The organism is Streptomyces sp. NPDC031554, assembly GCF_055580685.1.
The window spans coordinates 46,971-69,740 of record NZ_JBVIKX010000011.1; the positions used below are offsets into that span (position 1 = coordinate 46,971).

The 22,770-nt window shown below is 69.0% G+C and carries 17 protein-coding genes and 1 pseudogene; 10 read left to right on the forward strand and 8 right to left on the reverse strand.

All coding sequences use genetic code 11. The annotated features are described in order from the left end of the window. Positions 1-17 precede the first annotated feature (17 nt). The 6 genes and pseudogenes from ACZ5FU_RS25945 to ACZ5FU_RS25970 all read left to right on the forward strand — a co-directional run bounded on the left by ACZ5FU_RS25945 (position 18) and on the right by ACZ5FU_RS25970 (position 9,326). Positions 18-290: a hypothetical protein gene (locus ACZ5FU_RS25945; RefSeq protein WP_469046814.1), complete on the forward strand. Its 273-nt coding sequence runs from the start codon at positions 18-20 to the stop codon at positions 288-290. Between the two features lie 261 nt (positions 291-551). Then, entirely contained in the window at positions 552-2,972 is a 2,421-nt protein-coding gene (locus ACZ5FU_RS25950) for a hypothetical protein (protein ID WP_469046816.1), read from the forward strand. A gap of 2,636 nt (positions 2,973-5,608) precedes the next feature. Continuing rightward, a pseudogene (locus ACZ5FU_RS25955) lies at positions 5,609-7,054 on the forward strand (DNA translocase FtsK); the annotation flags it as partial. A gap of 111 nt (positions 7,055-7,165) precedes the next feature. Beyond that, positions 7,166-7,774 carry a hypothetical protein gene (locus ACZ5FU_RS25960; protein WP_469046818.1) on the forward strand — a complete coding sequence of 203 codons (609 nt, stop codon included), beginning with the start codon at positions 7,166-7,168 and terminating at the stop codon, positions 7,772-7,774. A gap of 11 nt (positions 7,775-7,785) precedes the next feature. Then, positions 7,786-8,445 (forward strand): hypothetical protein, encoded by a 660-nt coding sequence (locus ACZ5FU_RS25965; protein ID WP_469046820.1) that lies wholly within the window; start codon positions 7,786-7,788, stop codon positions 8,443-8,445. Positions 8,446-8,867: 422 nt separating this feature from the next. Continuing rightward, positions 8,868-9,326, forward strand: coding sequence for a hypothetical protein (locus tag ACZ5FU_RS25970; RefSeq protein ID WP_469046821.1), 459 nt, complete (start codon positions 8,868-8,870; stop codon positions 9,324-9,326). Positions 9,327-9,372: 46 nt separating this feature from the next. Here the strand turns inward: ACZ5FU_RS25970 and ACZ5FU_RS25975 are convergent, their stop codons facing one another. From ACZ5FU_RS25975 to ACZ5FU_RS25985, 3 genes are all read right to left on the reverse strand, one after another. After that, the gene (locus ACZ5FU_RS25975) at positions 9,373-10,473 is read right to left on the reverse strand and encodes a PhlD (RefSeq protein WP_469046823.1); all 1,101 of its coding nucleotides are present in this window, start codon (positions 10,471-10,473) and stop codon (positions 9,373-9,375) included. A 38-nt stretch (positions 10,474-10,511) separates the two neighbouring features. Beyond that, positions 10,512-11,516, reverse strand: a complete 1,005-nt coding sequence (locus ACZ5FU_RS25980; protein ID WP_469046825.1) for an MBL fold metallo-hydrolase — start codon at positions 11,514-11,516, stop codon at positions 10,512-10,514. 105 nt (positions 11,517-11,621) lie between these two features. Then, positions 11,622-12,287, reverse strand: coding sequence for an MmyB family transcriptional regulator (locus tag ACZ5FU_RS25985; protein ID WP_469046827.1), 666 nt, complete (start codon positions 12,285-12,287; stop codon positions 11,622-11,624). A gap of 666 nt (positions 12,288-12,953) precedes the next feature. Between ACZ5FU_RS25985 and ACZ5FU_RS25990 the strand changes: the two genes are divergently transcribed. The 3 genes from ACZ5FU_RS25990 (at position 12,954) to ACZ5FU_RS26000 (ending at position 16,540) form a co-directional block, all read left to right on the forward strand. Continuing rightward, complete coding sequence (locus ACZ5FU_RS25990; protein ID WP_469046829.1) at positions 12,954-13,586, forward strand: ImmA/IrrE family metallo-endopeptidase; 633 nt, start codon at positions 12,954-12,956, stop codon at positions 13,584-13,586. Then, a complete protein-coding gene (locus tag ACZ5FU_RS25995; protein WP_469046831.1) occupies positions 13,579-14,844 on the forward strand; it encodes an MAB_1171c family putative transporter in 1,266 nt (421 codons plus the stop codon). The genes ACZ5FU_RS25990 and ACZ5FU_RS25995 overlap by 8 nt, the downstream gene beginning before the upstream one ends. Before the next feature lie 535 nt (positions 14,845-15,379). Further along, positions 15,380-16,540 carry an NAD(P)/FAD-dependent oxidoreductase gene (locus ACZ5FU_RS26000; RefSeq protein WP_469046832.1) on the forward strand — a complete coding sequence of 387 codons (1,161 nt, stop codon included), beginning with the start codon at positions 15,380-15,382 and terminating at the stop codon, positions 16,538-16,540. Between the two features lie 56 nt (positions 16,541-16,596). On the opposite strand, the gene ACZ5FU_RS26005 is transcribed toward ACZ5FU_RS26000, so the two are convergent. Then, the gene (locus tag ACZ5FU_RS26005; RefSeq protein ID WP_469046834.1) at positions 16,597-17,409 is read right to left on the reverse strand and encodes a helix-turn-helix domain-containing protein; all 813 of its coding nucleotides are present in this window, start codon (positions 17,407-17,409) and stop codon (positions 16,597-16,599) included. Between the two features lie 1,017 nt (positions 17,410-18,426). Here ACZ5FU_RS26005 and ACZ5FU_RS26010 point away from each other — a divergent pair. Next, a complete protein-coding gene (locus tag ACZ5FU_RS26010; protein ID WP_469046836.1) occupies positions 18,427-19,341 on the forward strand; it encodes a DUF6545 domain-containing protein in 915 nt (304 codons plus the stop codon). A gap of 146 nt (positions 19,342-19,487) precedes the next feature. Here the strand turns inward: ACZ5FU_RS26010 and ACZ5FU_RS26015 are convergent, their stop codons facing one another. From ACZ5FU_RS26015 to ACZ5FU_RS26030, 4 genes are all read right to left on the reverse strand, one after another. Further along, positions 19,488-19,982 carry a hypothetical protein gene (locus tag ACZ5FU_RS26015; RefSeq protein WP_469046838.1) on the reverse strand — a complete coding sequence of 165 codons (495 nt, stop codon included), beginning with the start codon at positions 19,980-19,982 and terminating at the stop codon, positions 19,488-19,490. Between the two features lie 76 nt (positions 19,983-20,058). Beyond that, complete coding sequence (locus tag ACZ5FU_RS26020; protein ID WP_469046840.1) at positions 20,059-20,532, reverse strand: hypothetical protein; 474 nt, start codon at positions 20,530-20,532, stop codon at positions 20,059-20,061. 92 nt (positions 20,533-20,624) lie between these two features. Next, the gene (locus ACZ5FU_RS26025; RefSeq protein ID WP_469046842.1) at positions 20,625-21,383 is read right to left on the reverse strand and encodes a hypothetical protein; all 759 of its coding nucleotides are present in this window, start codon (positions 21,381-21,383) and stop codon (positions 20,625-20,627) included. A gap of 17 nt (positions 21,384-21,400) precedes the next feature. After that, positions 21,401-22,549 carry an NlpC/P60 family protein gene (locus ACZ5FU_RS26030; protein ID WP_469046843.1) on the reverse strand — a complete coding sequence of 383 codons (1,149 nt, stop codon included), beginning with the start codon at positions 22,547-22,549 and terminating at the stop codon, positions 21,401-21,403. Between the last annotated feature and the right edge of the window lie 221 nt (positions 22,550-22,770).

Sequence of the window (22,770 nt, forward strand, 5' to 3'; positions counted from 1 at the left end):
GGACCAAGGAGAGCTACATGACCGCGATCAACGGCACCGAATACGAGTGGACGGCGAACACGGCGCAGGAAGCCGTGACCGCGCTGGATTGTGCGACGCAACTGCTCTACGCCCACCTGCGGACGGCCTTCCCGGACGGCGGGCTCAGGGCGTCGACCCAGAAGGGGATCGAGCTTCCGCTGACGATCCGCCTCGACCTGAAGAGCCTCGTCGAGCTCACCAACGCGGGAGCCGGCGCCGACGAAAGCCCGGACGGCGACTCCAACCGCGCGTCCGAGAGCACCTCCTAGACCGGCACCAGTCCGTCCGACCATCCGCGCGACAACTACACAACGTGATGTAAAGCCGGGGACGTCAACGTCAACGTCAAGCAGCCGACTTGACGCAGACACCCCCGAATCCCGGCTCAGCCCCGGGAAAACGGCCCCTTGATCAGGCCAATTGACGTTGACATCCGCGCTTGACGTTGACGTTGACAACCCAGCTTTACATCACGGCGAACACGAACAGTAACAACCGGACCTGTCCCACCCGAGTGGAGGAAGTACCCCGTGACCACCCCCAGCTACGACATGCAGCCCCCCGGCGCCACGGCCACCGCCGTGCCGCAGGCGTCTGCGCAGCCGCAGGCGTCGGCCGCGGCTGCGGGTGGGGGCGGAACACAGCGCACCACCCGCCGCCGCTCCACCGCGAACGACGACAGCCTCGCCGGGATGATGATTCCCGGCGGCGTACTGGTCGGCATGATCAGCCTGTGCTGGCTGATCCACACGTTCGGCCTGCGGATAGTGATCTTCGCGGTGCTCGCCGCCGCGGCCGCCGCGACCACCGCGCTCATCCTGAAGGGCCGCCGGGCCGCCTCACGCGCCCGTGGTCGGAGGAACGGAGGCGCCGGCCGGTCCAACGGTGGCGCCGGACCAGGACGCGGAGGCCGGTCGGGCGGCGGCACCGGCGCCGGAGGGTCGCGCCGGTCCGGCAGCGGTGCAGGCATGGGCCGCTCCGGCAGCGGCCGGGGCTCCGGCGGAACCGGTCGGGGCCGCGGTTCCGGCGGGCTCGGCTCAGGCGGCGGCAGCCGGCCGGGAGCACTGAACCGCTCCAGTGCCGGACTTGGCTCCACCAAGCGCCGGAACGGCTCCGGCGCCCTGGGCGGCGGCGGATCTCGGAATCCCGCCGGAAAGGGCGGCGGCAAGAAGCTGTCCCCGGCCGGCCTGGGCGGAAAGACGCCGCGGAACACGTCGGCTGGCACGAAGGGGCCGAGCACCTCCGGGATGCGGGGCGGCCTGTTCGGTGGGGCCAAGGGCGGCGGCCTGTCGGGCGGCCCGAAGTCGTCCGGCAAGGGGAAAGGCGCGGGGGTGCTCTCGCCGAAGGGCGGCAAGCACCGCAAGCCGGGGGCGTCCGGCGGCGCCTCCTCGCCGAGCATCCTCGGCCGGATCCTGCGACGGAAGAAGAGCGGAAGCGGAACCGGCGGCGGCAGCCCCACCATCCCGAAGCGGAAGACGCCGAAGAGCCCCACGACACCGAAGACGAAGGGCCCCACCACCCCGAAGAAGAAGGCGCCGAAGGTCGGCAAGGGTGCTCCCGGCTCGCCCAAGGGCAAGGGCCCCAAGGGCAGGAAGGGCGGGAAGGCCCCCGCGTCCCCGAAGGGCAAGAAGAAGGGCAAGAAGGCGGGGGGCGGGCCCAGCCCGTGGAAGCACCCGCTTCCGGCCCGGGGCGGCCGGAGGATCACCACGTTCATCCGCCGTCACACCAACCCCCGGCTGTGGCGGGGCATGCGCCGTGCGGCCTCCCCGTTCCGTACGGCCTGGCGGGTGGCGAACCGGATCGGGCAGCCGCTGGCGGCCCGGTTCATCCGCCGCGCCACCAGCATGATCACCGGCCTGCACGTGGTCCTGGGCAGTGTCCGGCTGTCCACGGCAGGCCCGAACTGGCTGCGGCCCATGGCCCGCGTCCTGTTCTGGTGCACCACCCCGCTGGCCCGAGTCGTCGCAGCGTCGCGGAGCTGGGGCTGGCTGAGCCGATGGATGTACCGCAACGCCACCGCAATCCCCGGCGTCTCGCCCGCCACCCCGAAGAAGCGTGTCGCCGTCGTGGCGGCCGGGACGCCCGGCGCCGGGGGCATCCCCGGCGGTACGCACAACCCCGTTGCCTCTCCGGCAGGAGCGAAAGGAACCACCGTGGGCGCTGTTGTCCCCTACGCCACCAATCCCATGCTGCACGCGATGCCGCTGGTATACGCGGCTCAGGCCATCCAGGACGCCGGTGTGGCGTTCGCCAGCGCGCCGGCGGACTCCATGCGCGGCTACGAGGCGGTCATCGAGAACCTGCCGCCCGTCAACCTTGCGCTGATGTACGTGCTGAACGAGACCGCCACGACCACGGAGGAGGCCTTCAAGGTCGACCCGATCATCCCGGACCAGCTGCGCGCCATCGCTCGGGCCTGCATGGACATGGGCAAGTTCGTGCACGCCGTGCACCACGACCTGTACCGCGCGGCGCACAGCGAGCAGATCGAGAACTTCGAACAGCCCACCTGGCAGGGCGAGAAGTGGGACATCAGCACACACTGGGGCCACATCTTCGGCTGGACGCCGGGGGCCTGGCACAACCCCATGGCGTACGCGATGCCGCTGCTGGCGGCGACGGCCGCGACGGTCGACGCCGGCCGCATGATCCGGATGAACCCGTCGAACGACATGTTCGGCTACGAGGCGGTTATCGAGAACCTGCCGCTCGTCACCGACGCGCTCGAGGGCCTGCTGAGGCAGGTGGCCGACGTGACCGAGACGGAGTTCAAAGTCCACGAAATCGTCCCGGCCGCCTATCGCGATGCCGCCATGCAGTACCAGTTCATCGGCGTCGCGGTGCAGCAGTTGCACCAGATGTACCGCACCATCCACGCCGAGCAGATCGACAACATCGAGAATCCCGATCCCCGGGCCGCGAAGTGGGACTCCTCCCGCAACCGCGTGTAGCCCCGCCCCCGATTTCCCGCCCTCAAGCTGAAGGAGTTTTGACCCCCATGGCACGCAAGGACGCCAAGGACGAACGCGACGAACTGGCGGTTCCCTGGAGGCACGGCGTGGTCGCCACGCCCCTGTACACCTCCGGGTTCATCTACCTCGGCGGTCTGGGCGCGGGGGTCATCGAGGACCTGGGGCACGACCTGCCTCTGGACATGCTGATGCTCGGCTCGGTGGGCGGCGTGGTCTCCGCAGCCGTCAGCCGTTTCGTCCGCACCCGTAACCTGCCCGACGGCAACCTGCGCAGCACGGCCGCCCGTTGGTATCACACTCTGTTCACCGGGGCGTGGAGCGCCGGCACGGCGGCCTGGCTCAACTGGGTGTCCCACGGCACTCCGTGGACGCTCGCCTCCGCGTCCGTTCTCGCCGCCGCGACGGTCGTCGCAACCCCCCTGTACGGCCTCGACCGGTGGATGCGGGCGCCGGAGATCGCCGCGAAGTGGGCGGCCGAGGAGGCGGAGCTCAACAAGCCGCTGCACGACTGGGAGGAGCTGTTCGCGGCGGTCGGCGGCCGGGGCGTGCAGGTCGTGAAGAAGGAGAAGACGAGCTATGGCTATCGGCTGATCCTGCGGCTGACCGAAGTCGACTACAACGGGCTGCTGCCGCTGCTGCCCCGGCTGGAGATGCGCAAGGGTGACCTGCGGGAGGGCTCACTGACCCTCAAGCGCGGCGAGATGGCCTCCGAGGCATTCCTGGAGGTGTCCACCCGCAATGTGCTCGCGGAACTGGTCACCCTTGAGGCGGGCCACGACCCCATCACCATCAATGAGCCCCTGACGCTGGGCATGCTGGAGAGCGGCGAGCCGTTCGAGATCCTGTTGCGCCAGAACTCGGTGTTCATCTGCGGCAAGAAGGGCTCCGGCAAGTCGGTAGCCCTGCACGTGCTGATCTCGCTGCTGGTGCGGTGCGTCGACTGCGTCATCTGGATGGTCGACATGGCCGGCGGCAACACCGCCAAGCGGTGGCTGCGGCCGTGGGTCGAACAGTGGAAGGACTCCAAGGGACGGCTCATCGACCGGCCGATCATCGACTGGGTGGCCATCACCGAGGACGAGGCCGTGCGCATGTACAACGCGGCGTTCGACGTGGGTATCGACCGGGCCAAGCGCATGCGCGGCGGCAAGATCGTCCCGAAGCGGGAGCGGCCCGCGATCATCGTGATCAGCGAAGAGGGCTCCGACCTGATGGCATGGAGCCCCGCAGCGCTCAAGCCCAAGACCCGCGGTGTGAAGCAGGGCCGCAAAGCCGCGGTCGACTATATCGACGTCGCGCAGCGCGGCACCGGCCCCAACACCGGTGGCGGCGAAATTGAAAGCCAGTACGACACCGTCATCGGCATGAAGTTCAACAAGCGCGGCGAGACCCAGCACGTCTTCCCGGACTACTACCACCAGATCAACCTGGCCGCGCTGCCCGGCAACGGTGCCTTCTACGCCAAGACGTCGACCATGGACCCGGGCGAGCAGCCCACCAAGGGGAGGATCGCGTTCGTCAACGACGACGAAGACAGCGCGGACATCGAGGACCTGTCGGTGGCCCGCTGGGACATCCGGCCTGACCTCGACCCCGAGGCCGTCGCCGCTGCCGAGAAGTGGGGCTACGCCGACCGCTGGTCGGACCCGGAACGCATCGGCTGGCTCATGGACGCCTACGGCCTGGACGTGCCCGCCACCACGGCCTCGCGCCCCGCCTCCAACGGCACCTCACCCCAGGCCGGTGGCCACAACCCCGGACAGCCTGCGGCGCCCGGCATGCCCTCGGGCCCGGCCACGCTCGGTCCGCTGCCGTCGATGGACCATTACCGTCAGGCCTTCCGCGACTCGGCTCCTGGGCCGGACGGCGGCAACAGCAGTGGCACCCCAGCCAACACCCCCGCCAGCGGCGCGGGCGGGGATGAGGGGCCGAAGGATCCGGCCGTCGAGGCGGCCATCGCCGACGCGCTGCAGAAGTTCGAAGACATCGCTCGGCAGGCGGGGGAGAACCACGAGCAGAGCGTCAAGGCCGATCCGAAGAAGCGGCAGCACCCGCGGTACGACGAAGTCATTGCCATGGTCCGCGAGGCGGGACCGGACGGCGTGAGCATCAACGACTGCATCAACCGGCTGCGCTCCCGGCACCCGGACGAGCGGCCCCCAACCCGTCAGGCCATCGACGGCTGGTTCACCTCCCACGAGAACATCGACCAGCCCGGCGGCAAGAGGACCCCCTACGTGTGGGTCGGCCCCGACACCGCACAGGACTCCGCCGACGCTCCCGACGACAGCAGCACCGGCGGAGACGACCTGACAGCGAGGGTCAACCTCGTGCTGCCGCGGGCCTTTGCCCTCCTCTCCGAGCTGGAGCAGGTATCAGCCGACGACCTGGCCAACCGCCTCGGCATCGACGCGGCCACCGCGAACGGGGTGCTGATGGTCCTGCACTCCGCCGGATTCATCGGCGCCCCCCGCCCCGACGGCTCCTTCCCCGTCACCAGCAAGCAGCAGACCGAGCCGAAGCGTCCGGAGACCAGCCAGACGCCCGGCCCGGCGCACGACTCGCGCCCCGAACAGGAGGAGCCCGAGGCCGACATGGCGGGCCTCACCACGTCCGCGCTCGACCTCCTCGAGCGCGGGGGCCCCAGCAAGGCCCGCAGCGCCGCCAACGACGCCGTCGTCGCCGCGCTGGCGAACGTCTTCACCGAGTTCAAAGTCGACGCGGCCGTCACCGGCTTCACGCGCGGGCCGACGGTCACGCGCTACGAGGTCGAGCTCGGGCCCGCGGTGAAGGTCGAGCGGATCACGGCGCTGGCCAAGAACATCGCGTATGCCGTTGCCAGTCCGGACGTGCGGATCATCTCGCCGATCCCGGGCAAGTCTGCGGTCGGCATCGAGATCCCGAACACCGACCGGGAGATGGTGAACCTCGGTGACGTGCTGCGCCTGGCGGCGGCCGCGGAGGACGACCACCCCCTGTTGGTCGCGCTCGGCAAGGACGTTGAGGGCGGATACGTCATGGCCAACCTGGCGCAGATGCCGCACCTGCTCGTCGCCGGAGCCACCGGCTCGGGCAAGTCGTCCTGCATCAACTGCCTGATCACCTCGATCATGGTCCGCGCGACCCCCGAGGACGTGCGCATGGTCTTGGTCGACCCCAAGCGCGTGGAGCTGGCGGCCTACGAGGGAATCCCGCACTTGATCACGCCGATCATCACCAACCCGAAGCGGGCCGCCGAGGCGCTCCAGTGGGTCGTGCGGGAGATGGACCTGCGCTACGACGACCTTGCGGCGTACGGCTTCCGGCACATCGACGACTTCAACGCAGCCGTACGGAGCGGCAAGGTCAAGGCGCCGGCGGGCAGCGAGCGGCAGCTCCAGCCGTACCCGTACCTGTTGGTGATCGTCGACGAGCTCGCCGACCTGATGATGGTCGCCCCTCGGGACGTCGAGGACGCCATCGTGCGTATCACCCAGCTTGCGCGTGCGGCCGGCATCCACCTGGTGCTCGCCACCCAGCGGCCCTCGGTCGACGTCGTCACCGGTCTGATCAAGGCGAACGTGCCCTCCAGGCTTGCCTTCGCCACCGCCTCGCTCACCGACAGCCGCGTCATCCTCGACCAGCCCGGCGCCGAGAAGCTGATCGGCAAGGGCGACGGGCTCTTCCTGCCGATGGGAGCGAGCACGCCCGCCCGCATGCAGGGCGCCTTCGTGACCGAGGACGAGATCGCGGCCGTCGTCCAGCACGCCAAGGACCAGATGACGCCCGTCTACCGGGACGACGTCACCGTGGGCACCGGGCAGAAGAAGGAGATCGACGAGGAGATCAACGAGGACATCGACCTGCTGTGCCAGGCGGCCGAGCTGGTCGTCTCCACGCAGTTCGGGTCGACCTCCATGCTCCAGCGCAAGCTGCGCGTCGGATTCGCCAAGGCGGGCCGACTGATGGAACAGATGGAGTCCCGGGGCATCGTCGGCCCCGCCGACGGCTCCAAGGCCCGCGACGTCCTGGTCCGCGCCGATGAACTGGACGCCCTCCTCGCCGAATTGCGCGGGGAGTAACCACCGTGCCCCGTCCCGCCGCCAAGCCCCCGCACGGCGGCGGGACGGGCAGCCCAGCACCCCCAGCACCTCGCCCCTGAACGCAACCACCAGCCCCCGGAGACCCTGAACGTGTCCGAGAACGTGTCCAACCTGCCGAAGAGGTACCAGCGCTACGTCCAGACGGAGACCCCACAGACGCCTGCGCCCCTCGCCCCCCACGGGTACGACGTTGCCCTGCCCGACGACACCGAGACCGCGGTGCAGCCGCACCACGGGTACGGCGCCGACGTCACCCCCCGCTACCGCATGCCCCTCGCCCAGATGCCGCTCACGGGGCCGGTCGAGACGTACGACGAACGCGACCCCGTCGTCTGGATGGACGACGCGTACGGCCGGAGCGTCCCGATGCGAAAGAGCCAGGTTCCGCCGCCCGTGCAGGCGACCCCGCCGCGTGACCTCAGCCCTCAGCCCCTGTTCGTCTTCGACCCGAAGGCCCAGCGCATCGCCGCGAGCGGTGTCTGCGCGGCCGGAGTGGGCTGGGGTGCCGGGCAGTTCGTCAGCGCCGCCGCGGGGGCGGGCACCGGCGTCCTGTTCTGGATCGTCTTCGGGGCGGTCCTGCTGCGCTCGGCGCCCGCCGCGCTCGGCCGGACGGTCGAGCGACACGAGCACAACAGCTACGTCACCAACAACAACCGCTGGTGGGGCAGGTCGAACACCACCACCAACCACCAAAGCTGAGGAGGAACCTCGTGCTTTCCAAGCCGCTCCAGTTGAGGGACATCACCGATCAGCCCATCGACTCCATGGTCTGGCCGCTGAACTGGCTCGACGAGGCCGTGCTGCTGCTCGGCGGTCACATCGACGCGCACACGGCCAGCCAGCGGGTAGCCGGCGACCCCCGGTTCTCCCGGTCCTGGGCACGACCCTGCGCCCTCACGCTGCGCTGGGCCGTGTTCGACCGGCACACCGCCGCTTGCGACGGCGTACTCGTCGACGACGACGGCACCGCGTACGACCCCGCCGACGGTCCGCCGCAGAATCCGGTCGGCGAGCTCGTCCCGGAGGAGTGCTCGTGCCAGAGGGACATCGGCGAGCACACGGGTGACGACACGTTCCCGCGCCTGGTGTCCTCCCAGACTCCCGGCGCGGTTCCCGTCACCCTCGCGTACTGGAAGCAGACAGACTGGCAGGACTGCGATGCCGCCTGCGGGTGCAACTCGGGCCGGTACGACGCCCGCCACGAGGACCTTCACGCATTCGTCCGGGCACTGAACCTGCCCGGCCACGACCAGGACGCCCTGGACGCCGAGTCGGCCTGGGCGGAACCGGCCGGCGACTCCACCGCCGCGATGTTCCCGCTGGGGAGCGTTCACGCCGCCGCGGGCACCGCGTCGGGGGAGCGACGCTGAAGGCTGCTCTCACCGGCCGGGCATCGCCCAGGTGCGGTGTGAGTCCTCAGGCTGCCGATCGCGGCTGGCTGGCCGCCAGTGCTCCTCCTGCATTCGGAGTCCGAGCCCGATTGCAAGTTGCAGAGACAACTCTATTTCGTTTACTGTCGTGTTCGCCGCCGACGACGACCTGCTGGTCTGGAAGCAGGCGGACCCCACCCGAAAGCAGCGATAGTGACGGCGAGTATCGAGGCAGTTGCCAGGGGCAACACCCGTTGTTTTTCGACAGCAGAGTCGGCCGACCAGCCGGTTTCCGGCCCTCCACGGATGATCTACAGTCGTCGCGCAGTGGCATCGACTGCGCCCGACGCCCCCACTCCGGCGTCCGCGCACGGCCGTCGGGTGGTGTACCAAGAGACTGTCACAGAGCGAGGAGAGAGCAGATGACCGACGAGGCGCCGGCGCAGGCACACGGCGACCCGCTGCCGCTCTCTGAGAGGCTCAAGCTGCTCCTCGACCAGCGGGCCGCGCGGGAGGGAACGAAACCCGCCAGTACCTACAAGCTCGCTGCCGCGCTGGAGGAGCAGGAGCGGCGCGCAGGCCGGTGGGAGCCCACCCCGAAGAAACAGGAGTTCGTCAGCGCTGCGTATCTGGGGATGCTCCTTCGGGGTGAGCGTGACGATCCCCGCCGGAGCATCCTGGTCGCCCTTGCCGAGTACTTCGGATGCACCCTCGATGACCTGGCAGCGCCGACACGTGACCAGGCGGACCTGCTTGAGCGTCTGCGCCGGGTGGGGCTGGAAGACATCGGCATGCGCGCGGCGAAGCCGCTGGCGGCGCTGGGGCCCGAGGACCGCGAGACGCTGCGCAGGATGCTCGACGCGGTGGAGCGGGACCAGTAGTAGAGGTCCGGCGGCGTCGTCCGCCGGATCTCACCGGAGTTGCGGCCTAGCCGACCAGCACTGGCGCCGAGGCCGTCTCCCACCGGACCGTGGCGGCGGCGACCGCGAAGCCGGGGCCGAATCCGAGCACGAGCCCCCGCGCCCCCTGGGGCGGGGGATCATCATGGGTGCGCGCCAGGACCGCCAGGACGGCGACGCCACCGAGATTTCCCTCTTCGCGCAGACTCGCCCAGCTGTGCCGGGTCACCTTCGCCTTGTCGTCGAGTTCGGGATCCTGATCGACGCCCAGGCCTCGCTCGGCGTCGCGGATGATGCGCGGCCCGCCGGGGTGGAGCACCGTGAACTCCACCTCCCCGAGGTTCTGCTGGGTCAGGTAGCGGCGAAGCGCCGGCATCACATCGTTGATCGCGGCCGTAGCCGACCGTTCAGAGTCGAAGTGGAGCCCGGCCGCATCGAGGCGGCCGGCGTAGCGTCTGCGGCTGTCCGGCAGGAGGTACTCCCAAGTGCTCTCGATGCGCAGTCCCGGGCCGAGCGGGGCGTCCGTGACCAGACAGGCCCCGGCGGAGTCCCCGAACAGCGTTTTGTAGATCATCGACTCCTTGGTGGTGTCACGGTGGCTGTAGACCGTGCTGAGCATCTCCGCGACGACCACGAGCACGGTGCTGCCGGGATGGGCGGCGACATGGTCGGCGGCCTTCACCAGGGCCTGGGCGCCTCCGGCGCACCCCAGGGTGCTCATGGGTATGCGCCGCACATCCGGCCGTAGCCCGAGCGTCTCGACGAGGTGAACGTCCAGGCCGGGCACTGTCCATGACGTCGTGTGCGATGTGACGATGCAGTCGATGTCCTGCGGATCGGTGCCCGTCTCGGCCAGCGTCTGCCGTGCGGCTTTGACGGCGAGGACGGATGCCTCGGTGAAGGCGATCTGGTTGCGTTCGGTGAGGGAGGCGTCGCCGCCGATGGACGGATCCCGTAGCGGCCGGCTGAATCGGCGGACGGCGACCTGGGTGCTGCGGGCGATGCGAAGCCCTACGGCGAGATGTGGAAGGTCGGGATGGGCTTCGGCGATGTCCGTGCAGATCTCATCCGTGGTGACGTAGTGCGGCGGCAACGCGATGGTGGGACGGGTGACGTGTGCGGCGGGCACAGGCAACTCCGATGCTGGTGGGGCGGGGTGGCGAGCGGTCAGTTGCGCAGGTCGCGCTGCGGGGGAAACGTGTACCGCGGAAGGGCGGTTCCGGGGACGGATTCGGGGGCCAGCCGTACTGCGGTGCTCAGCACCTGCAGGAGCTGGGGCGGCTCGGTGTGGGTGTTGAGATGGCGGTACTCGGTGGCGGTGAGGACGGCCAGGCGTTCCCACAGGCCCAGGTCGGGGCGGCGTTCACGCAGGAGTACCCGGGAGGCCTCGTCGACGTCAAGGCCTTGCGCGTGCAGGTCATGGATGCGGTCGCGTACTCCGGCGACGTAGTCCATGTAGGCGCGGACCTCCTTCGGCCCGACCAGCGGCCCGTGGCCGGGGACGACCACGCCCGGGTTGAGATCGAGGATCTGCTGGCAGGCCGTGATGACGCCGTCGAGTGGGCCAGCCCAGTGGACCGGCACATCACCGATGAACAGCACATCGCCCGCGCACACCAGCCCGCTGTCCGGGACGTGCACGATGAGATCGCCGACGGTGTGCGCCGGGCCCACCTCGATCAGCTCGACGGTCAGGTTGCCCACAGGGACTTCCAAGCGGCCGGTGAACGTCCGGGTCGGAGGAGTGAGGCGAAGGCCGCGGAAGTCGTACCGGCCGAAATGAGCCAACAGGTAGCGCCCGATCGGGTCGTCCGGGCGGCACCCGTTGAGCAGGGCCTCAAGCTGATCAGGTCCTGGCTCGACGCAGAGGTGACGAAGGTTGGCGTCGGTGCTGATGATTTCGGCGCCGGGGAACTCCCCGTTGCCGTAGCTGTGGTCGCCATTGGCATGTGTGTTGACCACGGTGGATATATCCGTCGACGGGGAGAGCACCTGGTACGCGGCCGTCTTCAGCGAATGTGTCAGCTGAGCGGTATAGGGAGTATCCACAAGGAGCGCGGCCGAACCGGATGTGATGAGGGTGCAGTTCGCCATGCCCCATGTGCCGGGAAAGTCAGGTAGCCACGCATAAACTCGGGGATCAATTTCGGCCAGGTGTGAAGGAATCCGCATGCCCGCATTCTGCGGACTTTCCTCTGTGTGAAACCTGTGAAGAAGGACACATCGTGGCCAAACAGCAATCGAAGCCCGCCTGTTGGCGTAGCGGAACCCGGTCGGCTACGCGGAGTCCGGCGCGAAGATGACGACGATCGCCCGGGCTCCGGGGGAGGCGAACGGAGCCGATGCCACCAACTTCGCCGTGCCCGGCCCGTACAGCGGATGCTGGAAGGGACGCACCACTCCGTCCGGCGCTATCGAGGCCAAACCGGGCTGACTGTAGATCGGGCCGGCGACAGGGTCCGCCCGCACCTCCTTGTCGAGGTGCCGCAGCACGTCGTTGTCCCAGTGCTCGGCGAGCGCGGCTCGCAACTGCGCGGAGACCGACGGCGCCCAGATCCGATGCCAGCCCTTCAGGGTGTGCCGGGCCTCCTCGGAAAGCAGCATCCACCGCGCGGTATTGGCCGGGACCTGGCGGTTGTGGAACATGTCCGCGAAGGCGCTGTTGTAGGCGAGGGTGTTCCAGGCCAGGTCGGTCACGTACATCATGTGCCGCTGGCCGTCGCAGGCCTCCTGCCACAGGCTCGACACCGACAAGCCGGCCTGCGGGTCCAGCGGCGCCGGCGGCCGGTGTCCGCGGGCGTACAGCCACATCGTGGTGTACTCGTCCTCGGTCAGGCGCAGCAGCTGGCCGACCTCGCTCAGGAAGTCGTCGGGAGGGTTGGGGAGTTTCCCGCGCTCGAAGCGTCCATACGTTTTTTCGGCCCGGTTCATCAGCTGATCCATTTGACTTTGGGTCAAGCCGTCCTGTTTGGGCCCTGGAGTATCCGCCGGGCGAGCTGGAAGACCCAACTCCTGTGGTCGGATCGCGGCCCGCTTCGGCCCCAACAGCCATGTCAGCGGGTGCGCGTTGTTGGCGCCCACTATCCCTCCCCGTTGTGTGGTACTCGTGACCGCAGTGGTCTGTGAGACGCGATTAGGTGCAAAATCTTTCCCGTAGATCGAAACCCGATCGTTCGGTAAAGATCTAAGCCGGAGCGGAGACCGCCGTTCCGTGGACGGGGCAGGGGGTGCCGCGGCCCGATGGGCGCACGCAGGGGCATGACGTCTGGCAGAGGCGTGACTGCGGCGGACCACATCCTGCTGCTCTCCTCCTCAGCCGTAGAGCCCTGGTCACCATGCCTTGAGAACGGGTCTGTCCGCGCGGTGCCTGAACCTGGTGCGTGTGTTGCGGTGGTTCAGAGCCGGACACGGGACGTGACCGTAGCCCTGACAGGCGCTCAACTTACGTACACGCCAAGAGTTCGAACAAAGGTTTTACGAACGGCCGTGTCGGCGGACGCCTCAGGCCGCTCGGCCGCCGCGACGGGTGCCCAGACACCGGACGGCGGAGCCCGGACTCGACTCCGGAAGGTCGGTCAGCAGCGCGCGAGGATAGGCATCTACTGAGCTATGAGCGAGAGCCGCAGAAAGAAGCCGAGCAGCATTGGAGAGCCACCCACCAGCGCGGGGGAGAGTGACCGCACGCGTCGCAAGCGTTCCTCGCTGTGTGCCTCGGCCCGCGAGCAACTGGCCATCTTCACCGCCACCTGGTCCACCACGCGGCTCATCCGCCGGGACATCGGTCTGTCCGGCGTGCGCAGCCTTCAGGACCTCGTCGACGCCGTGGCGACGAAGCGAGGCAAGCCCATCACTCTCACCGAGGTCCCGCTGCCCCCGGAAGTCTCCGGGTTCTGCGCTCGCGGACGAGATCGCGACTACATCGTGGCGGACGCCAACGCCAGCGAGCTCACACGGCTTCACGTCAGCCTTCACGAGCTGTTCCACCTCTGGGAAGAGCACCCCTCGGATGATGACGGCACGCCCCAGCCGATCTCTCCCGACGTGGTGCGTCAGCTGCTACCCGGGCTCAGACCCGAACCCATCCAGAAGGTCTTGGGCAGGTCGCACTACCGCAAGTCCCACGAGCGGCGCGCGGAGACCTTCGCCACGGTCATGCTGCAGCGGCACCTTGAGCTCAGGACGCACCAGAGCCGCACCGATTATGTGACTTCGGCACTAGCGCACCGGAGGACTGGTGTCTGAGGGTCTGTCCAACGTCGTCTACCTCTTCATCGCGGTCGTGGCCTTCACGATGGGCTTCTGGAAGACCTTGGCCCTCCTCCGAGACGCGACTCCCGCATTGGCCCTGACGGTGTCCATGCAGTGGTTGGGAGGGGTGGTCTACGTCATGGCGTCGCCCGCCGGATACCGAGCCCTGGGGGAGGCCACCGGCCGGCCCAGCTTTGCGACCCTGCCGGTCTACGTCGGGATCCTGGTCTGCTTCTCGATGGCGCACATCCTCACCCTGCTGTGGAATCCGCGGCTGCGTCAGAAGCCGTCCGGACTTCGGCACACCGTGATCGCGTGGACCGCGGGTTACGCGGCCGGAGCGAGCCTGATGATCCTCTTCTTCTCGCTCGCCGACCTCTCGGGACCAGCCGATCCGCTGCGTTTCAACACGACCTTCGCCGACGACCCCATGGTGCTGCTGTTCCTGGCGGTCTTCCTGGCCACGCTGGCGAGTGGCACGTTGAACACCTGGCGCCAGTGCCGCACCGTGAAACTGGAAGACCCGCAGATTCAGCACGCACTGCGGTCCTTCGCCATCGCCAGTCTGGGTGTTTTCGGCTACGTGGTCTGCTCCGCCCCGGCCATCGTGCTGGCTTCGCTGGGCAACCACAGCCTCGATACCGTGGGGGTGCTCGGATCCACCTGTGGCTGCATCGGCACGCTCGGCTTGTACTACGGGCTCTCCGGGGCCGCGGTCGACGCCTGGCGGCGCGAGCGGCGCGACTTCAGGGCGCTGCAGCCGTTGTGGGACCTCGTCGTCGCCCGGGTCGATCAGGACCTCGCCTTCAGCGTCAGCGCCTCCCGTGGCCAGCGCCTCTCCTTGAATGTGACCTTCCAGCTGCACCGCCGCGTCATTGAAATCCTCGACGGAGTACGGGCGCTGCGGCCCTGGGTGTCCGCCGCCCCCATGGAAGCCGTGCGCCACCTGAACCAGCGGCTGGCGGTTCAGCCAGCCACTTGGGCGCCCCTGTCAGACCGGGACCTGGAGGCGGCCGCCACCGCCGCCTCCCTGCGCGATGCCGTCCGCAACCTCGACGCGGCCACGCAACAGCAGAGCGACCGTACAAGCCGGCCTCAGCCCCCTGAGGGCCCGGTGGTACCGCTGCCCGGTGACGACACACCAGCCGGCCAGGAACGAGACCGCCTGCTCCGCGTCTCCAAGGCGCTCGGGCACCCCATAGTCGCCGCCGCATTGGTGGAGTCGGAGGCCACGAGCCCCACGAGGGGCTGAACCCGCCGGCGTCACGCCTGGCCGGCGGTTGAGTTGGCTGAACGCCCGGTGCCCGCTACCGGAAGCAGGTGCTTCGAGGACAGCGACCGATGGGGCGCTGACCGCCGCCGCGCCCTGGCTGAGGCGTTCAACCAAGAGGCCAGGCACGGAGGTCCTTGGTGTGAAGTTGCCTCTGGGATCTCAGCCTCACGGGCCGCATCGGCTCGAGGTCAAGCGGCCCGCCAGGGGCCGCGAGCCGGTAGATGACGTTCTTGCCCCACGACGGCTTGCCCTGAGGTGTCAGGGCAAGCCGTCGACCATTAAGGTCGCAACATCCGTTGAGTGCGACGCGACCGAGACTGAATGGGTCAACAGGCCCATCACGGGGGGACTTTCAGTGCGACGAGCAGTTGTGATGGGCGGAAGCTGGGCCGGACTGCTCGCGGCGCGTGTGCTCGCTGACCATGCGGACGAGGTGGTCATCATCGAGCCAGACGGTGAAACCGGTCTAGGGCGTGGCGCACCTCATCGCCAGCAGCTGCACGCTCTGCTCTCCATGGGCCACACGCAGCTGGACCGCTGGTTCCGCGGCATAACCGATGCACTCGTCGAGGACGGCGCTCACCTGGGAACAGGGCCCGCCGTGCAGTACTACGTCGACGGAGTGCTGAAGGCATGCATTCCCGACAACGCGATGGTCGGCGCCACCCGGCCGTTCCTTGAGGAGCACGTGCGCCGTCGCGTGCTTGCCCTCGACAACGTCACGGTGCTGGCAGCACGGGCCCGCGGCCTGATCTTCACCGGCAGCCGTGTGTGCGGGGTGCGCTTCTCGCCCATCGATGCCGCAGGACCGGACCCTGTCCTGGATGAGCTGGACGCCGATCTGGTCGCGGACGCCATGGGCCGCTCCAGCCGAGTGAGTACCTGGCTGGCTGAGAACGGGTGGGACCCGGCGCCGGTGGACCGCATGCAGGTCGACCTCGGCTACGCCACCGCCTCGTTCCACCGCGGCGACGAACTCCCCGACACTGTGGTCGCCCACTCCTCGCCGGGCCCGGCCAACGGCTACCAGCAGCACCTGAGCGAGCCGGGCGCACTGGTAGCAGTTGAAGGGAATCGATGGTCGGTCGTGCTGGTCGGGTACAGCGACTACCGGCCGGGGAGCGACCCCGAGGAGTTCCTGCGGCGGATGAGGCGGTGCGTCGACCCCATACGCGAGGTAGCCGACCGGTGCAGCTTTGACGGTGACATCGAGACGTTCCACTTCCGGGAGAGCCAACGGCGCAACTTCACCCGTCTGAATCGCTTCCCAGGAGGGCTGGTGGTGCTCGGGGACGCCGTCGCCTCGGTGAACCCCGCCTACGGCCAAGGCCTCACCCTGGCAACGCTGGGGGCCTCCTCGCTGTCAGCTCACCTGCGCTCGGGTACCTCGCCCCGACTGCCGGCGTGGGGCTACTTCCGCAGGATCGGTGTCGTCACAGACGCGGCCTGGCAGGTGTCGGCCACCGCCGATCTCGCCCAGCCCCACGTCACAGGCCCCTATCCCCCCGGGTACCGGCTGATCCGCTGGGCCGGCGACAAGGTGGTGGAGGCCTCCGTCATCGACCAGGCCGTGAACAAGGAGTTCATGGACGTGGTGAACATGCGCAAGCACCCCCGCGCCCTGGCCAGCCCGCGCGTCCTGATGCGGACCGCCCGCGTGCTGGCGCGTCGCTGAGCGGCCGACGCCCTGCCCCCGGTCTCGCGCTGTCAGCGGGCCCGCGGGGTGGAGGACTACCTGGCGGAGGCGTCGTCCGACGGCTCACCCTCCGGCCGTACCAGGCCGAGCATCTCCTTGATCACCGGAAGGATCCGGCGGCGGCTCCTCGTCGGCAAGGAGAGCATCTTGTCGGTGAGTTCCTGGACTTCCGGGTCCTGCGGCTCCGGCTCGGCTTGGCTCAGAGCCGTTTCGAGCGCCGCGCGGAGCTCGTGGCCGAGACGGCTGGACGCACCAGGGGCGATGCTGCTGCGCAGGGCAAGCTGGGAGATGCCCTTGCCCTTGAGGAGGGCGACGTGAGTCAGTGACTCGTGCACCGGCTGGAGAGCCCTGTGCAGTGCCTGGCGCTCCGTGGCTGTGAAGAACCCGGGACTGACGTCGAAGAACTTCTCGAGACCCGCCAGGACGGCGAACCCGGGCCGGCGTTCACCATTGAGGAGGTAGCCGACCTGGCCATGGGAAATGCCTGCTCCGGCCGCGATCTCGTCGAGGGTGTAGCGCTTGCCTCCCGGCTTCAGCCGCGTCTCGCGTAGGAAGACCAGCCGCTGCTTGAATGCCTCGTGGAGGTCTTCCGGCTCCTGTTGCTCGCCATTGAGCAGCGAGTGAATCCGATCAACCGGTAGCGCTGTTTGGTAGGAGATGCTGTCCAGGTCGATGTCGTCGCGGTTCATGCCGAGCATGGACAGCAGCTCATCGATCGACGCGATGATCTCTGTAAGATCGTCCGCCTGTGACGCGTCAGCGGCGGCATGCATTGCCGGGCCTTCTCCTAAGTCGTAGGCGGCGAGTGCAGGCCGCGTACACGCAGCCTCGCCGAGATTACCGGTCATGAGCACCTTTCGTCACCCGCCGCGGGCACAATTGTGACTAGGCGCCCGTCGATGGCCTTCAATGTGGCACCAGATAGGCACTCCTTTCAACAATCGTTGACATGATTGCCTCTGATCGGCATAATCGCTCGGCACTTGACGCCCGGTGGCTCTCGGCCGGAGCGGCACGCCGTGACGCAACGTCGCCCACTCTGCGACTCCCGGTCCGGGTCCTCGAACCCCACGCATTCCACAATCGTGGCGAAAATCGACGATCGCGCCATCGATTCCCCACTATTGTTGACACGGTTCCGCTCGAATAGCAGGATCGCACTGCGGCGTGACGTACACGCTGCACACCGTGACACGGCGGCCCAACCGGGCCTCGTGTCCGGCACGGGGAGTGACTTGGTATGCGTCGATTTGTGCTGAGCACGGCAGGCGTCAGGGGACGTCGCACGACCGCCAGGGGGCGCGAAGGCGGACGGGGGATCGGAATGACGATCATCCCTGCACGCACCGCCTCGGGCCCGCGTCTTCTTCCCTGCCGGGACAGGCAGCGCCTGACGAGGGTTCAGCGGGACGCCATGGACCGGGCCAGCCGAGGGACCGTGCACCCCCCTGTCATGGTCAGCCGCCAACCCCCTGCGCGGCGAACCTCGGCCCCTGGACGGGGGTGCCGCCAGGGACGGCGGCACCCCCGTGCGCAAAGCGCCTGAAGGAATGGCCTCATACCCTCACAGGAGCATCCGTGATCTCTTCCGCAGCTGTCGCCGGCGCACCAACTGCCGTCTTACCGGGGCCGATTCCGGCTTTCCGTGGCGAGCGCACCCGCATGACCTGCGCAGAGTCCAGGTTCCGCTCCCGCCCAGCAGTCCACTCACAGGCCGCCGCAGGCCTAACCGACCGGTCACCGTTCTACTGTCCGAACAGCACGCTGTTCGGCCGCTGGGGCGGTAGGGCGCGTGAGCCCAGCATGGGCTCGTGCTGGCACCGGCCGCCGATCTGGGGACGCAAAGACCTCAAGGAGAGCCGCAGATGACGCCCCACGCGCGTGCCCCATGGGCACTTGCTTCCACCGCGTTCGCCGCACTGTGCAGCGGCCGGCAGGCGTCCATGGGGCTGTACGTCGAGCGTCTGTACACCGCCACCGGGCGCCAACTGCGGGAGCATCCCTGGGCCCCGAAGGACGGAGAACTACCCGTCACGTGCCTGTCGATCGCGGGAGCGGACCACGTCTTCTACCCCCGGGACGCCAGCAAGCCCCACCAGCAGCACATCGTGCTCAGGGAGATGGCCGCACGGGCACTGCGCTGGATCGGCCCGGACACCGCCGACTCGGCGAGAGAGCACCCGCTGAACCAACTGCTGCCAGACCTCCCGGAAGGTCTGATGGAGGCGGCCGTTCCCCAACTGCCGGGCCAACCCGACGAGACCGCCGTGGAACAACTCGCCACCCTGATGGGCTACTCCATCACTCCACAGATACCGCGCCCGGGCCGAGCCCTCGCCTTTCTGGAGCCCCTGCGGGCGGCGCTGGACGGAGACTCTGGCAGGACCATCACCGCAACCACCGGCGAGGCCTACCTCTACCGCCAGGTCATCGACATCAACGACGCGATGTGGCGACTTCGTCGACACCTGAGCGCATCGGTGCGCGAGCAGGCGAAAGCCAGTGCGCGCCGAGCGGGGTTCGCGGGAGACGAGGCCGCCGCGGTGGCGGCAGCGATCGAATGGCGGGCGGCCCTTCGCGCGCGCCAGCGCGGACGGGTGGAGACGCAGGTCCTGCCGCTTCCTGCCGGAGGAGCCGACTTTGCGGAGGAGGTCACCCGTCTCGCGGCGCTCGCCCAGGCGTTCCACGGTGTGCGGGCACCAGCTCGCGCGGAACAGGCGCCGGGTCGGGCTCCGCGCGAGTGCTCGGAGCTGGCCGCAGCCACCCGCCACCGGCGCTGAACAAGCCGTTCGGTCACCGAACCGAACCCTGATCGGGCCCAGACAGTCTCGACGGACACGGGACTGCCGCACTACGGGGCCGGCGCTTCCGGCCGCTCACAACACGACATGGCGCCGTCGGCACGGCGGCCGGAAGCGCACACAACTTACTTCCGCTCAGGGGCAGGTGTCTTCGGGGTCTGCCCAAGTTTCTGCTGAAGCTCGTCGAGCACGGCAACGGCGTCGTCCACCTTGACGTACGACATGCAGAACGCGGCCGTGGCGTCGGCTTCGACCCGGATCTCGTACTCGGCGTACGTGGCGTCGTCGTCCCAGGAATAGGTGCCCGGTGGAGCGTCGGCGATGCCTTCAGGCCCTTCGTCGAACCAGCCCGGCCCGAAGATCTTGTTGAGTGCCTGGCCCAGTGCCTGCTGGGGGATGCCGGTGAAGTCGACCGTGACCCGGCCGTGGTCGTCGAAGCACACGGTGCCGGCTGCTTCGCCCGGCCGTTCCACCCGCATCCGTGGATCACAGCAGCCGGTGGGAGGCGGCATCCGCTCGAGCCCGGGAAACGCGGTGGCCAACGCGGCCAACGCGGCGTCCTGCTGCGCGTTCCACGCGCTTTGCCAGTCGTCCAGGGCGGTACTCAGGGGCTGCTGCATGAGGCTCTCCGATCTGCAGAGCCGGGCGAGGCGCGTCCCGGCGGGTGCCCAGGCCCGCCGGGACGCGGTCGCACGCTCAGGCCGTCACCGCGAGAGGGCGCCGGGCCGGGCAGTGCAGAAGGTGGGAGAAGGCACGCTCCGTGGTCCTCGGCAGCCGAAGTCCCGTCGGCGCGATGAACGAGCAGGCGGTGCACAGCCACTTGACCGGGACCCGCAGCTGGGAGACCTGGCGCGGCGGGCGGTCGCCGAAGATCTGCACCTGGTCGCCGCACGGGGTGTACAGCACCCTCCATACGTGACCGCGCGCGCCGAGCGCCGGAAGGTCGGGCCGGCGTGCGTAGACGCCGTCCTGGTGGGACGGGTACAGGAATCCGATGTCGACCAGCATCGCCAGCACGATCACGGCCTGTGTCCGGGGGATGCCGAGGTCGACCGCGTCCTCGAGGGTGAACGTCACGTCCAGGCCCTGCGGCGCCAGGTGGCTCTGGGCGCGGTTGACGGCCTGCTCCCACAGGGTGGTGGTCGGCGAGGTCAGGGTTGCGGCAGGCATGCGGGTGGATCTCCTTCGCTGGGCGGGGAGTGGTTGGGTCGGGCGGGTGCTCGGCGTGGTTGCGGGCGTGCTGCGGCGGGCCGGCGTGGTGCTCATGCGACCGCCGCCAGCCGGTCGAGGTGGGCGCGGGCGACGCGGGCGTCACGGTGGCGGGCGGTCTCCAGCAGGTGGACGATGGTGTCGCCGATCTCGCGCGCCTCGTCGGTGGGCAGGCGCCGCCAGCAGCCCACGGCGTTGCGCAGGGATGCCTGGGACATGGGGTGCTCGGGGCCGACCGCCTGCTGCCACTGCCGGGTGGTGTAGATGAACGTCCGTGCGCACAGCGTGAGGTCACCGCACAGGTAGGCGAGGTCGCCGCGGACGTGCCCGGGCACGAGCGTGCGCCAGTGGTCGGCCCCGAAGACCTCGGTCAGCTCGGCAAGCAGCCGGTCGGTGGCGGCCGCCGCTTCTCGGAAGTTGTCCGGGCGAGCTCCGCGGCAGATGTCCTCGAGGACCTCGGCGTACGGATCGGGCAGGACGGACCACGGGCGTGCGAGCGGTATGTCGGGCAGGTCGTCCCACCGTTGGCCGGTCTGCGGGGTGGGAGGCTCGGGGGCGGGCAGCTCGGGGTATTCCTGCCAGGGCTCGCTGGCACCGGAGGGGTGAACCCGCAGCGGCAGCGGCGGGCCGCCCTGTGCCCGGTCCTGGATCACCGCGTGTACCGGTGCTGCCCGGGCGGCGGCTTCCATCTGCAGGTGCGTCAGGACCACGGTGGGGAGGGCGACGCCGGCGGGCACCGGCAGGAAGTCCCCGTCGACCACGCAGGTTCCGTCGGCCTCCAGGACCACGTTTACGACGGCATCGGTGGGCATGCAGAACTCCTGCGGGATCAGATGCGGTTGAGGCCGGGGTGGGCGGCGAACCGCGGCTCGGCCCAGCCGCGGTAGCGCAGCCTCCAGCGGCCGTCGGTCAGTTCCTTGCGCGAGACGATCGAGATCTGGCCGTTCGTCATGACGTCATTGCTGGCCACCTGGTCGCGGCCCAGATACAGCGCGACATGCCCGGCGTACTCGCCGGTGTCGTAATAGAGCAGGGCTCCGGGCGGCGGGCGGGAGTCGCCGGCGTGGGCGTATCCTCCGGCGACGGCTGCCTGCCAGCCGGCGTTGGCGGTCGCATGGACGGCTCGGGTGCCGTACGCCTGCTCGACGAACAGCTCGCACTGCCGGTACCAGCCGCTCATGCCGTTGGCTTTGCGGGCCGCTTGGATCGCCTGGGCGGGGGAGCGAGGCGCCTTCCACTTGAGCTTGGTGACCGGATCCACCGCGCCGGACGCTGCCGTTTGTGATGTGGCGGAGGTGTCGTTGTCGCAGCCGGTGAACTCGGAGGTGACGGCGTGGTCGCCCCATGCCTCGGCGACGAGGGAGCCGGCTGACTGCTCCCACTTCGCGTACTCGCCGCGGAGTGCCTCGGCCGGGCGCTGTATGCCTGCGGCGACTTTGGTCAGCGGCTTGGTCTGCCAGTCCGGGATCTTGACCAGACTGTCGTAGAACTTCTTCGACGCATAGACCGGGTCGGTCAGCTGGGAGACGGTGCCCCAGCCCTGTGAGGGCCGTTGCTGAAACAGTCCCACCGAGTCGGCGTGCCCGCCGCTGAGGTTGTTCAGCGTCGACTCCTGCATGGCGGTGGCGACCGCGATGACGGCGGCCCGCGGCGCGAGATTCCGTGTCCGCGCGACGTTGGTGATGGAGGCCGCGTTGCGGACCTGAGCGGCCGACCAGCGGGGCAGCTCCTGGTGGCCCTGGGGAGTCAACGGGATACGGATCTGCGAGGTCTTGTCCTGGCTGACGCCTTCGAATTCCGGTGCGGCGCCGCCGTCTCCGGGCCCGCTGGTGCCGTTGCCGACGGGCGTGAGCTTCCCGGTGCAGGTGGCCGCGTTCGCTTCGTTGGCGCCTCCCCCGATCAGCAGGGACGCGGCGATGAGGACGCACACAACTGCACATATGAACGCTGCGACGGCTGCGACGGCCTTCTTCACCATCCCCCCTCGGTGACAACGCTTGTTTTTAAGTGAGGTGAGTCCGCCCCGTGGTGCGGAGGCGAGAATCCACGCCCGACTTGGTGTGCCCCTCCGCCTCGCCCGGCTGTTTATGCAGGCAGGGGTGGTGATTTGAGGGCGACAAGGGCGCTCGCGCAGGCCGTATCCGGTGATCGCAGCCAGCGCGTCACGTGGGAAAATAGAAACACACGTTGTCAATCACG

Bases quoted from the DNA above. Each gene is read 5' to 3' on its own strand.
- ACZ5FU_RS25985 (WP_469046827.1), bottom strand. From the start codon at position 12,287: ATGGATCAGCTGATGAACCGGGCCGAAAAAACGTATGGACGCTTCGAG.
- ACZ5FU_RS26015 (WP_469046838.1), bottom strand. From the start codon at position 19,982: ATGCAGCAGCCCCTGAGTACCGCCCTGGACGACTGGCAAAGCGCGTGG.
- ACZ5FU_RS26025 (WP_469046842.1), bottom strand. From the start codon at position 21,383: ATGCCCACCGATGCCGTCGTAAACGTGGTCCTGGAGGCCGACGGAACC.
- ACZ5FU_RS26010 (WP_469046836.1), top strand. From the start codon at position 18,427: ATGACGCCCCACGCGCGTGCCCCATGGGCACTTGCTTCCACCGCGTTC.
- ACZ5FU_RS26020 (WP_469046840.1), bottom strand. From the start codon at position 20,532: ATGCCTGCCGCAACCCTGACCTCGCCGACCACCACCCTGTGGGAGCAG.
- ACZ5FU_RS25970 (WP_469046821.1), top strand. From the start codon at position 8,868: ATGACCGACGAGGCGCCGGCGCAGGCACACGGCGACCCGCTGCCGCTC.
- ACZ5FU_RS26005 (WP_469046834.1), bottom strand. From the start codon at position 17,409: ATGACCGGTAATCTCGGCGAGGCTGCGTGTACGCGGCCTGCACTCGCC.
- ACZ5FU_RS25990 (WP_469046829.1), top strand. From the start codon at position 12,954: ATGAGCGAGAGCCGCAGAAAGAAGCCGAGCAGCATTGGAGAGCCACCC.
- ACZ5FU_RS25945 (WP_469046814.1), top strand. From the start codon at position 18: ATGACCGCGATCAACGGCACCGAATACGAGTGGACGGCGAACACGGCG.
- ACZ5FU_RS26030 (WP_469046843.1), bottom strand. From the start codon at position 22,549: ATGGTGAAGAAGGCCGTCGCAGCCGTCGCAGCGTTCATATGTGCAGTT.
- ACZ5FU_RS25980 (WP_469046825.1), bottom strand. From the start codon at position 11,516: ATGCGGATTCCTTCACACCTGGCCGAAATTGATCCCCGAGTTTATGCG.
- ACZ5FU_RS26000 (WP_469046832.1), top strand. From the start codon at position 15,380: ATGGGCCACACGCAGCTGGACCGCTGGTTCCGCGGCATAACCGATGCA.